Here is a 14,625-nt window from a genome sequence, read left to right as displayed (position 1 = left end):
AATGATTGCTTTTACTCAACGATTGCCATGATGTCATTTTCAGACATGATCAGAACTTCTTTGCCGTCAATCTTTTCAGATTTCGTGCCGTAGCCTTCAGCAAAAATAACGCTATCACCAACTTTAACGTCCAGCGGTTGCACAGTACCGTTTTCTAGGATGCGGCCCTTGCCTACAGCCAAAACCGTACCACGTGTCGATTTTTCCGCAGCAGAACCAGTTAGAACGATGCCGCCGGCAGATTTGGATTCAACTTCTTGGCGTTCAACGATAACTCGGTCGTGTAAAGGACGGATATTCATCGGTCGTCTCTCCTGATTAGATGATTCTATTTGATGTAAGAAATGCCGTTAAAACGGCTTGTGGATCATATATAGGGCGTACATAGAGATAACCCAAGGGGGGCAATGCGTTTTTTTGTGACGAGTGTTGAAAAATCAAACAGCTTTTCGAGAAATTTCACGTTTGTGGCTCGAAGTAACTGTTTCCACCTCAACTTTCGAGCCCTCCGTCGCATTGTGGCTCCAATGTGTATTCTTCTGTATCCTACGCGTTCTTCAAGATAAATTAAGTTGTCACTGTCAATGCAAGATAAACATGGATTACTCACTGCACCTATCCCCGCAGTGCTCCGAAACATGACCCTACCGATGATTGTGGGCCTGATTTCGATCCTTATGTTTAATCTTGTGGACACTTTTTTCATTTCTTTGCTTGGTACTCAGGCTCTGGCTGCGATCAGCTTTACTTTTCCCGTCACCTTTGCCGTCAATTGCATCACGATGGGTATTGGCATGGGGCTTTCGACCAACGTCGGTCGGCTGCTTGGGCAAGGCAACAATCAAGATGCGGCAAGGTTTTCTTCCCACGGTTTAATCCTAGCGGTCATTCTCGTCAGTATCGCATCAACAATAGGATTGCTGACCATCACCCCGCTGTTTTCTCTTCTCGGGGCGACCCCAGATCTTATCCCACTCATCAAAGAGTACATGGTGGTATGGTATCTAACGATCCCAATGTTAGTCATTCCCATGGCGGGAAACAGTGCGATTCGTGCAACTGGTGATACCAAAACTCCAGCAAAAATCATGATGCTGGCTGGTGTCATTAACGGCGTACTCGACCCACTGCTTATCTTTGGTTACGGTCCGTTTCCTGAATTGGGAATAAAAGGGGCTGCTATAGCCAGTGCACTCAGCTACATGGGCGCTTTGTGTGGATCTTTGTACGTACTCATAAAAAGAGAAAAGCTGCTGGCACTCCCGTATTTTTCGTCACTCATACAAGATTGGCGTGCCATCTTAAAAATTGGCACACCCGCCGCCTTGTCTAATGCGATGTCACCTATTTCAGGTGCAATACTGATGATGATATTAGCGAGCCACGGTACAGAAGCCGTTGCCGCTTATGGCGCCGCGCAACGTGTCGAATCTATCTTGATTTTGGTGCTAATGGCACTGACCTCCGCTTTGACGCCCTTTATGGCGCAAAATTTAGGTGCAAATAATCCAACACGCAGTTTTAACGCTTTATTTGTGTGCATGCGATTTTCGATTCTTTTTCAGCTTCTCATCTTTATTATGATGGTCCCATTGAGTATGCCTATTGCTTCACTTTTCTCACAAGAGCAAAGTGTGAGAGATTTGCTTTGGCATTACTTGCTGGTGGTCCCGTTCAGTTATGGGTTTCAAGGCATATTAATGGTACTGGCTAGTGGGCTCAATGCACTACACAAACCCATGCATGCCTTTAGTTGGAGTGCGATGCGTTTGTTTATATTCACATTGCCTTTTGCCTACATTGGTAGTGAGTGGTATCAGGTTGAAGGGCTTTTTATCGGTATTGCAGCAGGTAATATCGTTGGCGGAACACTGGGGTACTTGTACGCACTTAAAATACGCAACGAAGTGATTGAAGCTCACGAGCTGGAAACAAGTCGATAGCTAAAAACCAGAGAAAGTCTATTTCAAACAAAAAAACCGCTGAAAAGTCAGCGGTTTTTATTAAGTAAGTTAGGGTCTGTTGACCTTTCGTGGTTAAATTTTGTTCGAGTTCTATGCCTTTTACTCGCGGCGCAAGGTGTGTAGCCTAGTTATTCTAGGCAAATACCTTGCAACAAAGAGTCAAAGGCATAGAAACGAACCCTTCGGGCAGCATTTGTGGCTTATTTCTACTGCGTTATCGCTCATTGATGTAGAGCGACTACACCGAATAAGCTCTGCCTTGTATAAATCACCCACAAATTGCTGCAAAAATCATCTCGAAAGGTCAACAGACCCTAGTCTTGAATGCTCAATATTAGAACAACTCTTTCGCAACTTTGAACAAGTCATCGCGTACTGGACGCTTCATGTTCTCTATGCAGTCAATAATGTCGTGGTGAACAAGCTGTTCTTTCTGAATACCCACACAACGACCGCCATGACCTTCTTGTAGAAGGTGAACAGCGTAGTTACCCATGCGAGATGCAAGAACACGGTCAAATGCTGTTGGACGACCGCCACGTTGGATATGCCCCAATACTGTCGCACGAGTTTCACGTCCAGTGGCAGATTCAATCTCTTTAGCAAGCTCGTTAGCATCCATCATCAGCTCAGTTAAAGCGATGATTGCGTGTTTCTTACCTTTCTTGATGCCGTCTTGAATATTGGCAATCAACTCATCATTACTCAAGCCTGTTTCTGGCGTGATGATGTATTCACAACCACCAGCAATCGCAGACATCAACGTCAAATCACCACAGTGGCGACCCATGATTTCTACAATCGAAATACGCTGGTGAGAAGATGATGTATCACGCAGACGGTCAATGGCGTCGATAACAGTATTCAATGCGGTTAAGTAACCAATTGTGTAATCTGTACCAGCGATATCGTTATCAATCGTGCCCGGTAAACCAATACATGGGTAACCCATTTCGGTCAGCTTTTTCGCACCCATGTAAGAGCCGTCACCGCCAACAACAACTAGGGCTTCAATACCGTGCTCTTTCAGGTTTTCGATCGCTTTCTCGCGAACTTCTACTTCTTTAAATTCTGGGAAACGAGCTGAACCAAGGAAGGTACCGCCTTTATTGATCACATCAGATACACTGCAGCGATCTAATTTCTCGATACGGTTTTCGTATAGACCTAAGTAACCGTCATAAATACCGTACACTTCTAGCCCTTCTGAAAGTGCCGTACGAACAACACCACGAACTGCTGCATTCATGCCTGGTGCGTCACCGCCACTTGTCAAAACACCGATCTTCTTAATCATGCTCACCCTCTGATATCTGGGAATCTAATCTCTAATTCTAAATGCCATTCTCGGCGAAATCTTATCTTATTCACGTTATGTTACATTTCCGCTCCACACGGCGCACATAACGGATTATTGAAACTTTTCTACTTATGAAAGAGTATTACAATTATGCTATTAAACTTTGTTGATTCACATCACGTTCAATAGTGGTTTGTGTGGTTTGAACAAAAGATAGCTAATTATCTTCCATTTGTCTTCTTTCTTTCACGGTTCGTAATAATTAACTTAACAGCAGCCAATCCTCAGTGATTTAAACCTGAGAATTTCCTGACCCATGCTCGTTTTGTTTATTTTTTGCCCATGGCACAACAGAAATTGGATCTTGATGGATCAGAATGTCACCTTCTGGGAATCTTTCGATCAGTTTTTGTTCAACTTCATCAGAAATGCGATGCGCTTCAATCAGCGGCATGTGATCATCCAACTCTAAATGAAGCTGGATAAAACGAACAGGACCAGACATTCGAGTCCGGATTTGATGGGCACCCAACACCCCTTTGACTGAGCATGTGATTAAATGAATGTCTTCAATTTCATCATCTGGAAGCTGCCTGTCTAGCAGAGATTGTACTGCGGTATAAACCATGCGAATGGCGCTAGAAAGAATGAAGACACCTATTCCAACCGCAAATACAGCATCGGCTTGCCCGATTCCATACCAACTTAATCCAAGTGCCACGATAATAGCGGCATTCATGTAAAGGTCGGATTGATAGTGAAGAGAATCAGCAGCAATAGCTTGGCTACCTGTCCTTTTGACTACATGCTTTTGAAATGCCACTAACCCACCAGTCACCAGTATGGCGAACATACTGACATACACACCTAGCTCAGGAGAATGCAGCTCATGAGGACGGAAGAACCTATCCACGCCATTCAAAATTAGAAAGCAAGCAGAGCCCGAAATAAACATAGCCTGCGCCAATGCAGCGAGTGATTCAGCTTTTCCATGACCGAAAGAATGTTCTTTATCCGCAGGTTGAAGGGAGTAACGCACTACGATGAGATTCACGACAGAAGCCGCAATATCCAACAATGAATCGATCAATGAAGCCAGCAAACTCACTGAGCCCGTTATCCACCAAGCCGCGACTTTAACAATCAATAGTATGGTCGCAACCCCTGCCGCTAACCAAGCAGCTGTGGTAACAAGTTTGGAATAATCAGATTTTTGCATCTAGATAGGTGGTATTAAGGAAAAAGAATAGATTACTAAAGTTAACTCAGTCGCACGAGTGACAAATTGAAATTCACGACCCAAGTACAATTCTTACATTAAGGATTACCAAGCGTGCCTTCCCATTTGCGTAAAATTTTCGCATGCTCACCTGATTCCCTGATCGCGTTTAACCCTTCTTGAAACCTTCGTATTACCTCATCAGAGGTATCGATATGAAAAGCCATAAACGCATCCTTACTCATCTCTGGAATATTTGTAATCTTTTCTATTTTTTCAAAGTTGTAGTTTAGCTGCTTAACGTCATAGAACAATCGCCCAGATTGATAAGCAATGATATCAATGCGCCCAATAAACAGTTTCTGAATATTTTGATGCTCAACACTAACTTGATTAACCTCTATACCTTTTGACAGTAGAAACCGAGTTTTTTGGTCGTTTCGGCCACTGCCTACGTTATAGTTGTTCAGATCTATTAAGTTATTGACCCAAATATCTTGTCGGTTTTTCAACTTATAAAGGTTGACCTCATTTTCAAAAATTGGTCCTACCCATTTAAACTTTGATTCTCTTTCACTTGTCCTAGATGTTGGAAATAACGCCACGTTAGGGATATTTTCTAGGTTCCAATACCCTCTAGCCCATGGCATCACTTCAATGTCATTTGAAGGCATATCTATCGCAGCTAATATTGCTTGGACTATTTCAACAGACTTTCCTGTTGGTTGCCCATTCACAGTGAATGAGTTTGGGGGGGCATTTTCTGCAATGAGCCTGAGTTCCGCTGCACAGCAAATACCAACGCTTGCATAAATCGAGAAAATGCACATGAAAAATTTGTTCATCCATCTCCCCCTTCTTTTGCCATCAAAATAACGTTAAGGTTTTCTGACCGACGCGTTCACTGTTTATTTATAATAGTGCTCATACAACGCTTGCGTTTCTCCGCTAACCTTCATTCTCCTAAGTACTTGTGAGAATTCATACGCTTTACTCTCGACAGACATGAGAACCGGGTAATTATCCGCACTGATCGGCTCATCTTCTTTATATTTAGGGTTTGTCGTTCCTTTAAACCATTTCGACTTTAAAGAAAATCCGAGATACAGCGGCAACACACCACCACAACAGTCTGGGTGTAGTTTCAACCCTTCCAATGGATGTTGCTTCAATAAGTATTCCAGCGTGGATTTGTTGTAGATATAGAAGTCGCCTTTCCTTTGTAAAAGAAACGTCATAGCTTGCATAGATGTCATCTCAGGCGGCTCTTTAATGTAAATGTCAGTAATGCCTTTTGTGATATCAGCCGCCCCTTTCGCGCGAAGCAGTACTTTACCTTTTAGTTGTTCAAGCTGGGTAACCTCTTCCATATCATCACGAGAAATACCGGCATCACCTCCCGGTAAACCATTTTCGATGAAGTAAGCGAATGAAGACCGCTTTTTGGTTAGATTGAAACCGGGATAGAAATCGACTTCACCTCGTTTTAATAAACTGACCACTTTGTTTTTTGGAAGACGAGTGACCTGTAGCTCACAGCCCACTTTCTTTGCTGCTTTTTGGTACAAATCTAGATATAGACCCGAGTTATCTGGCGCTCTTGCAATATTGGGTAAGCGTTCATTGGTGCGATACCCCATTTTCAACACACATGTTGATTCAGTGGCACCAACGGTTTGAGAAATCATAAAATACAAGCAAACAATTATTGGTAGGGCTACTTTCCGCACTGTCTTATATTCCCTCTAACTATCGAGCTACTTTGAGCATAGTCAAGGGCGGTTTTATATACAAAAAGAAAGCAGCCATGAAGGCTGCTATCGTCGCGTATGTAAGCTTTATTTACTTAGGATCTGTTGACCTTTCGTGGTTAAATTTCGTTCGAGTTCTATGCCTTTTAATCGCGGCGCAAGGTGTGTAGCCTAGTCATTCTAAGCAAATACCTTGCAACAAAGAGTAAAAGGTATAGAACGGGGACGCCTAGTCGAACCCTTCGGGCAGCATTTGTGGCTTATTTCTACTGCGTTATCGCTCATTGATGTAGAGCGACTACACCGAATAAGCTCTGCCTTGTATAAATCACCCACAAATTGCTGCAAAAATCATCTCGAAAGGTCAGCAGACCCTAGTCATCTTGATGACGCTCTGCAAATTTTTCAGCACACTTAGCGGCTTTTTCTTGTTGTAATTCTTGAAGTTTGACCTTCTGTTCTGCCGTTAAGATGCTCATGGCTTTATGCTGTTGTTCCAGCATTTTTACACGCTTTTCCGTTTGGGCATCTACCATTCTTGCGGCCAACTCTTGCGCTGTATTTTCATCGAATGTATCAGCCAAAATCAATTGCTGGATCTCTTGTCGGTGCGATTGCATCTTGGCGAACATTTCTTCTGATTTGCCTTTTCGATTATTTCTGGCGTCTTCTCGCAATTGCTTAAACTGCGACTTCTGCTCGTCGGTTAAATCAAGCTGGCGAAGCACACGTTTGTCCATGCCCATACCGCACTTTCCGCCGAAGTCGTGACCACCTTTATGATGCCCCTTACCACCAAAAGCCCATGCACTCGCGCTGCCTAAAACTAAAGGAAGTGCCGCTGCCATTAGAACCATTTTTTTAGCTAGTTTCATAATTGTATCCTCGATCGTCATTGGAATTCGTTTTGTGTGCTGTGCTGCTTTTGCAGCGCTTGAGGATAGAATACGAACTGGGTTGTAAAGCAACGTGAAGAAAGCGTAAATCAACGTAAAGAGTTCTGGTTACCCAGTAAATGTGAGTATCATGAAGATAGAAAAACCGTAAGTGAGGCAACAATGGCACATATACTATTAGTGGATGACGATACAGAATTGACTAGCCTACTCAGTGATATTCTGACCTTCGAAGGCTTTCAAATAAGCCAAGCCTGCGACGGTTTAGTCGGGCTTGAATTAGTGGATGAAAGTGTCGATTTAATTCTTCTGGATATCATGATGCCTAGGCTCAATGGCATGGAGATGCTTAAGAAATTGCGTGAAAACTGGCAAACTCCTGTACTGATGCTCACAGCCAAAGGCGAAGAGATAGACAGAGTCATTGGGCTTGAGTTAGGTGCCGACGACTACCTACCTAAGCCATTCTCTGATCGTGAATTGATGGCACGTATTCGCGCTATATTAAGGCGTACTCAACACTCCGATACCAATAGCCATAAAGATCCAGAATGCATTGCTTATCAAGATTTGAAAGTCTTCCCGGGAAAGCAAGAAGCGTACTGTGAAGATACCCTACTTGACCTCACCACCACTGAATTTGCGTTGCTTAGCCACTTTATTACGTACCCAGGTGAAACCCTAACGAAAGAGATGCTCAGCTTAGACGTGCTGGGTAAGCGCTTAGCACCGTTTGATCGCGCGATTGATATGCATGTATCAAACCTTCGCAAAAAAATTCCATTGCTTAGCGACAACAAACCTCGAATTAAAACGCTACGTGGTCGTGGGTACATGCTGGTGGAGGCCGGATAATGCGATTGCATCTTTTTTCTAGCTTATATGGGCGAATTTTTGCCATTTTCTGGCTTACGATGTTACTGGTATTGATCGCTGTTTTAATTTTACCTTTTCTTGATCCGCGCCAGCCTCATGATATTCCAAAAGATCATCTTAACCGTATTGCGCAATCCGTCAGCAAGTTAGAAGAAAGGTACGCTAATCACCCAAATATACAGGACGTCGCAAGAAAGCTAGCAGATAGAGGGGGGAAACATCATGGAAAGCGCCCTTTGATTTATCTGACCGACTTAGAGGGAAATTTGATTACCCGAGAACGAGGTCCGATTCGCAAAGCAATGCAAAACTACATCACCGAATTGGATTTAACCCGAACTCAGCCCCAGCAAAAATTGTATGGCCGCATGATGGTGGCGGGTCCATTCCCAGCAAAAATAGCAAACCAAGACGTCTTGCTATTCAACGCCATGAAATGGACTCAGACACCGCCCTTTTTACTTCAACTGTTCGACAAACCCTTACAGTTACTTTTTGCTGTTATGGTTGCTAGCACCCCTCTTTTGCTTTGGCTTGCTTGGGCGCTTAGCCAGCCTGCTCGCCGTTTGGAAAAAGCCGCTAAACGAGTCGCTAAAGGAGAATTTGTAGCCGATCCTGATTTAGAAAAAGGCACCCGAGAATTTCAACAAGCGGGAGCCAGTTTTAACCAAATGGTTTTAGCCGTTGATCAAATGATCACAGGCCAACAAAGATTGTTATCGGACATTTCCCACGAACTTCGCTCCCCCCTTACTCGGCTGAGAATGGCGAATGCACTCGCAACCAGAAAACAGGGAGAGAGTGACGAGCTTAAGCGCATTGATACCGAAGCCGAACGTTTAGAGCAGATGATCAGCGAACTCTTGGAACTGTCACGTATGCAAGTGCACAGCCACGAAAATAGAGAACGTCTTTCTGTTGTTGATCTGTGGGAAGAGATATTAAAAGACGCGCAATTTGAAGCAGAACAAAAAGGCAAAGTGCTGCGTTATGGTTCTTTCCATGATGAATCCGAGCGCGATAGCCCCTTACCTCACACCTACATTTACGGTAATCCAAACTTGTTAATGAGTGCGGTGGAAAACATCGTTCGAAACGCCATTCATTATGGCAACCAGAACATACAAGTATCGATTGTGCTTAATGGCAGTGAGCTACAAATTGACGTCGATGATGATGGTAACGGCGTGCCGAAAGAAGAACTGGAAGACATTTTCCGACCTTTCTACCGAGTTTCGACCGCAAGAGATCGACACTCTGGTGGCGCGGGCTTGGGCTTGGCGATCACAGAGAGCGCGATTCGGCAGCATAATGGAACCATCAAAGCGCAACCCAGCTCTCTTGGGGGGCTAAAAATGTCTATCCGATTACCCATTAGCGAACATTCATAATCTCAAAAAGTTGAATTTATATGCCTTTTGGGTATATATCCCTACTATTCACAAGTTGATAACGATAACAATTATCATTACATTATTACGTAACAATAAGGAGAGTAATAATGTCACACACATTCCCAGAACTACCGTACGCATACGACGCACTGGAACCGTACATCGATGCAAAAACAATGGAAGTACACTACAGCAAGCACCACCGTACGTACTTTGACAAATTCACGGCAGCAATCAAAGATTCTGACCTAGAGAACCAATCTCTAGAGACCATTTTTGATTCCATCTCAAGCCAAGCGCCAGCCGTTCGCAATAACGGTGGCGGTTTCTACAACCACGTTGTGTACTGGAATTGCATGGCACCTAACGCTGGTGGTGAACCACAAGGCGATCTAGGCAAAGCGATCACAGAAACATTCGGCAGCTTTGATGCGTTCAAAGAGCAATTTGCTCAAGCTGCAATCAACACATTTGGTTCTGGCTTTGCTTGGTTGATCGTAAAAGATGGTAAGTTGGTAATTACTTCAACCAGCAATCAAGACAACCCTCTAATGGACGTAGCGGCTGATCGCGGCGAACCTGTTCTAGCACTAGACGTATGGGAGCACGCTTACTACATCAGCTACCAAAACCGTCGCCCTGAGTACATTGATGCTTGGTGGAATGTTGTGAGCTGGGATGCCGTTGCACAAAACTACGCAGCAGCACTAGCTAAGTAATATTGCGCGTCAGGCGACATAACGCCTTACAGTATGAAAGAGTAAGCGCCTTGCTTGCTCTTTTTTCTTCCTCCATAATGCCCTTCACTCAACTCATTCATAAGATTTGTCATGCTGGATATCGTTTTATTTGAGCCTGAAATTGCCCCTAATACAGGCAACATCATTCGCTTGTCCGCCAACTGTGGTTCAAACCTCCATTTGATCGAACCATTAGGTTTTGATTTTGAAGAGAAGAAAGTAAGACGTGCTGGTTTAGATTACCACGATCTTGCCCGTGTAAAGCGCCATGAAAACATGGAAGCATTCATCGAATACATGGAAGAGCGCGGTGAAGATTACCGCTTGTTTGCGTGTACCACAAAAACCACAGGTCACCACGTAGACGCGAAATTCAAAGATGGCGATGTACTGATTTTTGGCCCCGAGTCACGCGGGCTCCCAGCGGACTTCATTGAAAGCCTTCCGATGGAACAACGCATCCGAATTCCTATGATGCCAGACAGCCGCAGTTTAAACTTGTCTAACGCGGTAGCCATTATTGCGTTTGAAGCATGGCGCCAACTTGGATTTGAAGGCGCGTTATAGCTGTATTCCATCTAACAACTGTATTCTATCTAACAACAGATACAAAAAAAGATGAAGGCAATCACCTTCATCTTTCTTGTTTCTCGTCATCAATGAGCTTTAAACCATAAGGTGAGCCCTTAATTTAAGCGATTACGGTCGTCGTCATCCTTACGCTGGTACTCCCCTTCAAACGTATTTCCCTGAGAAGAATCACCGCGCTGGAAAGGATCTTGCTCAAATGGGTTCTGCTGATGAAAACCGCCTTGCGCATGAAAGCCACCACCATTTCCGAAGTTTTGAACCTTTACTTTGCTCATCAACTGCTTGGCAATAATTGCTCGCGGTGCAGGTAATAACACAAGCATACCTAGCGCATCGGTCATAAACCCTGGAGTAAGAAGAAGCACACCAGCCACAGCCAGCATGACACCTTCAACAATTTGCTGAGCAGGTAACTCACCTTGCTGAAGCCGATTTTGAACAGACATCAGTGTTTGAAGCCCTTGGCTGCGAACCAATGTCGCACCGACAAACGCCGTCAGTAAAACTAAGCCGATGGTCGTCCAAAAACCTAAAAAACCGCCTACTTGAATAAATAAGGCAATCTCGATGATTGGAACGGCAATAAAAAGCAGTAAAAGTATCGGAAACACAAGTCCTCCTGTTGCAATTACAGTCAGTGTATTGCTTTGCTAAACAAACAACAATTGCTTACCTCAAACTTATGTTGTGATCCCAGTTAACTTCTGTAAGAAATGTTGACAACTCAATGACTCAAAAGGTGATCGGGCTACTATTTTTATGCCACCAATTCGATACTATGGACACAACATCAGGACCGATTTACAGCCGTATACTCTGATGAATGGATTCTTAAAAACAGATGTGGCTAATTCAACATCAATACTTACAATAAAAGTCTAAGGATCCTGTTATGACTAAGACGTTCGATCTTAATCACACCTCAACTCATGCTGCGACGCGTATCGAAGAAGATCTCCTCGGTCAACGTCACGTTCCTTCTGATGCCTACTACGGTATTCACACGCTAAGAGCCATCGAAAACTTCAACATTTCCAGTGCCACTATCTCTGATGTCCCAGAATTTGTGCGCGGTATGGTGATGACAAAGAAAGCCGCCGCATTGGCAAATAAAGAGCTCGGTGTCATTCCGTCTGAAGTCGCCAATCCTATTATTCAAGCTTGTGATGCCATTTTGGAAACGGGCAAGTGCATGGATCAATTTCCATCAGACGTCTTTCAAGGCGGTGCTGGCACCTCCGTAAACATGAACACCAATGAGGTGATCGCTAACCTCGCGCTGGAATTGATGGGCAGAGAAAAAGGGCAATACGAATTCATTAACCCGAACGATCATGTCAATAAAAGCCAGTCGACCAACTGCGCGTACCCAACGGGCTTTCGTATCGCCGTGTACAACAGTGTCAGCAAATTAGTGGACGCCATTGAGTACCTTAAGGGAGCGTTTGAACTGAAAAGCCAAGAGTTCAATGATGTCCTTAAAATGGGTCGAACTCAGCTGCAAGATGCAGTGCCAATGACGGTTGGACAAGAATTTCACGCTTGGGCGGTGACCTTAAATGAAGAAATCCGCAACCTTCAGTACACCTCTAAATTGCTATTAGAAGTCAACATTGGGGCAACGGCAATCGGCACAGGGTTAAACGCTGCGGAAGGCTACCAAGCGTCTGCGATCAAACATTTAGCGCAAGTAACTGGGCTCGACTGTGTTCCAGCGGAAGATTTAATTGAAGCCACCTCAGACTGTGGCGCGTACGTGATGATACACGGTGCTTTGAAACGACTCGCCGTGAAGCTGTCTAAGATCTGTAATGACTTACGCCTGCTGTCTTCAGGACCTCGCGCCGGTCTCAACGAGCTCAATCTACCTGAACTGCAAGCAGGCTCATCCATTATGCCTGCCAAAGTAAACCCTGTTGTACCTGAAGTGGTTAACCAAGTGTGCTTCAAGGTTTTGGGTAACGACAACACCGTCTCTTTTGCAGCTGAAGGCGGACAGTTACAGCTCAACGTGATGGAGCCTGTTATCGCCCAAAGTATGTTTGAATCTTTGGAAATTCTAACCAACGCCTGCGTTAACTTGCGCGATAAGTGTATCGATGGCATTACCGTCAATAAAGACGTTTGCGAAAGCTATGTTTATAACTCTATTGGCATTGTCACTTACCTCAATCCATACATTGGTCACCATGAAGGCGATATCGTAGGGAAAATCTGTGCAGAAACAGGTAAAAGCGTAAGAGATGTGGTGCTAGAAAGAGGCTTACTAACAGAAGAAGAATTGGATGATATCTTCTCAGTGGAAAACCTCATGCACCCTAAGTACAAAGCCAAACGATTTAACTAAATGAATGGGACCAGTGGTCCCATTTTATTTTCTGCCTAATGAGTTTTGCTGACAATGTTTGCTGACAATAGCGCCAATTAGCACAAGTTTGTTTTATATCAGTCCTATTACACCTAGCCACCTGCTATAGTCTGCGCCGTTTTCAGCATTCTATAAATTTTTATGCTGATTGTTTATCCTTCTTTTTCCAATAAAAGGGGGATTTTCCACTTGGAATTTAAGATAAGGTACGACGTATGATTATGGTCGAGTTGTTAGTAGTCCTGCTCTTTATTTATTTAGGAGCAAGAATCGGAGGCATCGGCATTGGCTTCGCTGGTGGTGCAGGTGTCGTTGCGTTAACTATGGTAATGGGTGTCCCAGCTGGCAATATTCCTGTCGATGTCATCTTGATCATTGCATCGGTCATTACTGCGATTGCTGCAATGCAAGTAGCTGGCGGTATGGATTGGTTGGTTGATCTGGCTGAACAGTTTCTTAGAAAGAACCCGAAACACATTACCTTTTATGCCCCAGTGGTTACCTACCTAATGACGCTGTTAGCCGGAACGGGGCACACAGCATTTTCCACATTACCGGTGATTGCTGAAGTGGCAAAAGAGCAAGGCGTTCGCCCATCGCGCCCACTTTCTATTGCCGTGGTAGCTTCTCAAATCGCCATTACCGCTTCACCCATTTCAGCGGCAGTGGTGTTTTTCTCTGGCATTCTGGAACCACTAGGAGTGGGTTACCTAACGTTGTTGGCAGTGTGTATTCCAACTACGTTCGTAGCGTGTATGGTCGGTGCATTTGTGTCTAACTTCCTCGGCAGCGAGCTAAAAGATGATCCTATTTATCAGGATCGTCTGGCGAAAGGGCTGATCAAAATGAAAGGCACGCAAAAGCGTGAAATCTTACCGACAGCAAAAACCTCCATTTATATTTTCTTTGCGGCCATTGTTGCGGTTGTCGCGTACGCCACGATGATTTCAAACGCTGTGGGTTTAATTGAAAACCCCGCGATAGGTCGAAACCAAGCCATTATGGCGTTAATGCTGACCGCTGCCACCGCTATTGTGATGATCACCAAAATCGATGCTTCAAACATCGCTAACGCCGCAACGTTCAAATCTGGCATGAGCGCATGTGTGTGTGTACTTGGTGTTGCTTGGCTTGGTGATACCTTCGTTTCAAGCCATATCGACCAAATCAAAGACCTGTCGGCACACATTCTTGAGCAATACCCATGGATGCTTGCCATTACCTTGTTCTTCGCATCAATGTTGCTTTACTCGCAAGGTGCGACCACCACAGCTTTGATGCCAGCGGCATTAGCGATTGGCGTTGCACCATTAACAGCCGTGGCGTCTTTTGCGGCAGTAAGCGCTTTATTTGTTCTGCCAACTTACCCAACATTATTGGCCGCCGTCGAAATGGATGACACTGGCTCAACTCGAATTGGGCAGTGGGTATTCAATCACCCATTCTTCATCCCAGGGGTCGTTACCATTACAACCGCTGTTGCCTTAGGCTTTGCCTTTGGCGGTATGATGATTTAATCATTACAA

At 44.4% G+C, this 14,625-nt stretch carries 14 protein-coding genes; 7 read left to right on the top strand and 7 right to left on the bottom strand.

Going from position 1 to position 14,625, the window contains the following annotated elements; genetic code table 11:
- Nucleotides 1-11 precede the first annotated feature (11 nt).
- The gene (locus tag LDO37_RS01385; RefSeq protein WP_005417156.1) at nt 12-302 is read right to left on the bottom strand and encodes a co-chaperone GroES; all 291 of its coding nucleotides are present in this window, start codon (nt 300-302) and stop codon (nt 12-14) included.
- Nucleotides 303-584: 282 nt separating this feature from the next.
- On the opposite strand from LDO37_RS01385, the gene LDO37_RS01380 reads away from it, so the two are divergent.
- Entirely contained in the window at nt 585-1,943 is a 1,359-nt protein-coding gene (locus tag LDO37_RS01380; protein ID WP_126608887.1) for an MATE family efflux transporter, read from the top strand.
- 355 nt (nt 1,944-2,298) lie between these two features.
- Here the strand turns inward: LDO37_RS01380 and pfkA are convergent, their stop codons facing one another.
- The 5 genes from pfkA to LDO37_RS01355 all read right to left on the bottom strand — a co-directional run bounded on the left by pfkA (nt 2,299) and on the right by LDO37_RS01355 (nt 7,109).
- On the bottom strand, nt 2,299-3,261 hold the full coding sequence (gene pfkA, locus LDO37_RS01375; protein ID WP_101111247.1) for a 6-phosphofructokinase: 963 nt from the start codon (nt 3,259-3,261) through the stop codon (nt 2,299-2,301).
- Nucleotides 3,262-3,556: 295 nt separating this feature from the next.
- Nucleotides 3,557-4,483 (bottom strand): CDF family cation-efflux transporter FieF, encoded by a 927-nt coding sequence (fieF, locus tag LDO37_RS01370; protein WP_126608886.1) that lies wholly within the window; start codon nt 4,481-4,483, stop codon nt 3,557-3,559.
- 98 nt (nt 4,484-4,581) lie between these two features.
- On the bottom strand, nt 4,582-5,328 hold the full coding sequence (locus LDO37_RS01365) for a substrate-binding periplasmic protein (protein ID WP_126608885.1): 747 nt from the start codon (nt 5,326-5,328) through the stop codon (nt 4,582-4,584).
- Nucleotides 5,329-5,391: 63 nt separating this feature from the next.
- Complete coding sequence (locus LDO37_RS01360; RefSeq protein WP_224055302.1) at nt 5,392-6,171, bottom strand: substrate-binding periplasmic protein; 780 nt, start codon at nt 6,169-6,171, stop codon at nt 5,392-5,394.
- Nucleotides 6,172-6,608: 437 nt separating this feature from the next.
- Nucleotides 6,609-7,109 (bottom strand): CpxP family protein, encoded by a 501-nt coding sequence (locus LDO37_RS01355; protein WP_126609103.1) that lies wholly within the window; start codon nt 7,107-7,109, stop codon nt 6,609-6,611.
- 183 nt (nt 7,110-7,292) lie between these two features.
- Here LDO37_RS01355 and LDO37_RS01350 point away from each other — a divergent pair, with 183 nt between their 5' ends.
- The 4 genes from LDO37_RS01350 to LDO37_RS01335 all read left to right on the top strand — a co-directional run bounded on the left by LDO37_RS01350 (nt 7,293) and on the right by LDO37_RS01335 (nt 10,707).
- Complete coding sequence (locus LDO37_RS01350; RefSeq protein ID WP_126609104.1) at nt 7,293-7,985, top strand: response regulator; 693 nt, start codon at nt 7,293-7,295, stop codon at nt 7,983-7,985.
- Entirely contained in the window at nt 7,985-9,397 is a 1,413-nt protein-coding gene (cpxA, locus tag LDO37_RS01345) for an envelope stress sensor histidine kinase CpxA (RefSeq protein ID WP_126609105.1), read from the top strand. The genes LDO37_RS01350 and cpxA overlap by 1 nt, the downstream gene beginning before the upstream one ends.
- Before the next feature lie 110 nt (nt 9,398-9,507).
- On the top strand, nt 9,508-10,119 hold the full coding sequence (locus tag LDO37_RS01340) for a superoxide dismutase (RefSeq protein ID WP_126609106.1): 612 nt from the start codon (nt 9,508-9,510) through the stop codon (nt 10,117-10,119).
- Between the two features lie 111 nt (nt 10,120-10,230).
- On the top strand, nt 10,231-10,707 hold the full coding sequence (locus LDO37_RS01335; protein WP_101111253.1) for a tRNA (cytidine(34)-2'-O)-methyltransferase: 477 nt from the start codon (nt 10,231-10,233) through the stop codon (nt 10,705-10,707).
- 119 nt (nt 10,708-10,826) lie between these two features.
- On the opposite strand, the gene LDO37_RS01330 is transcribed toward LDO37_RS01335, so the two are convergent.
- Nucleotides 10,827-11,342 carry an FxsA family protein gene (locus LDO37_RS01330; protein WP_101111254.1) on the bottom strand — a complete coding sequence of 172 codons (516 nt, stop codon included), beginning with the start codon at nt 11,340-11,342 and terminating at the stop codon, nt 10,827-10,829.
- A 281-nt stretch (nt 11,343-11,623) separates the two neighbouring features.
- Here LDO37_RS01330 and aspA point away from each other — a divergent pair, with 281 nt between their 5' ends.
- A complete protein-coding gene (aspA, locus tag LDO37_RS01325) occupies nt 11,624-13,078 on the top strand; it encodes an aspartate ammonia-lyase (RefSeq protein ID WP_126609107.1) in 1,455 nt (484 codons plus the stop codon).
- Between the two features lie 236 nt (nt 13,079-13,314).
- Complete coding sequence (locus LDO37_RS01320; protein ID WP_126609108.1) at nt 13,315-14,616, top strand: anaerobic C4-dicarboxylate transporter; 1,302 nt, start codon at nt 13,315-13,317, stop codon at nt 14,614-14,616.
- The last annotated feature ends 9 nt before the right edge of the window (nt 14,617-14,625 follow it).

Source organism: Vibrio penaeicida (assembly GCF_019977755.1).
In the GTDB taxonomy this organism is placed as follows: Bacteria; Pseudomonadota; Gammaproteobacteria; order Enterobacterales; family Vibrionaceae; genus Vibrio; species Vibrio penaeicida.
This window is presented reverse-complemented; position numbering and strand designations above follow the sequence as displayed.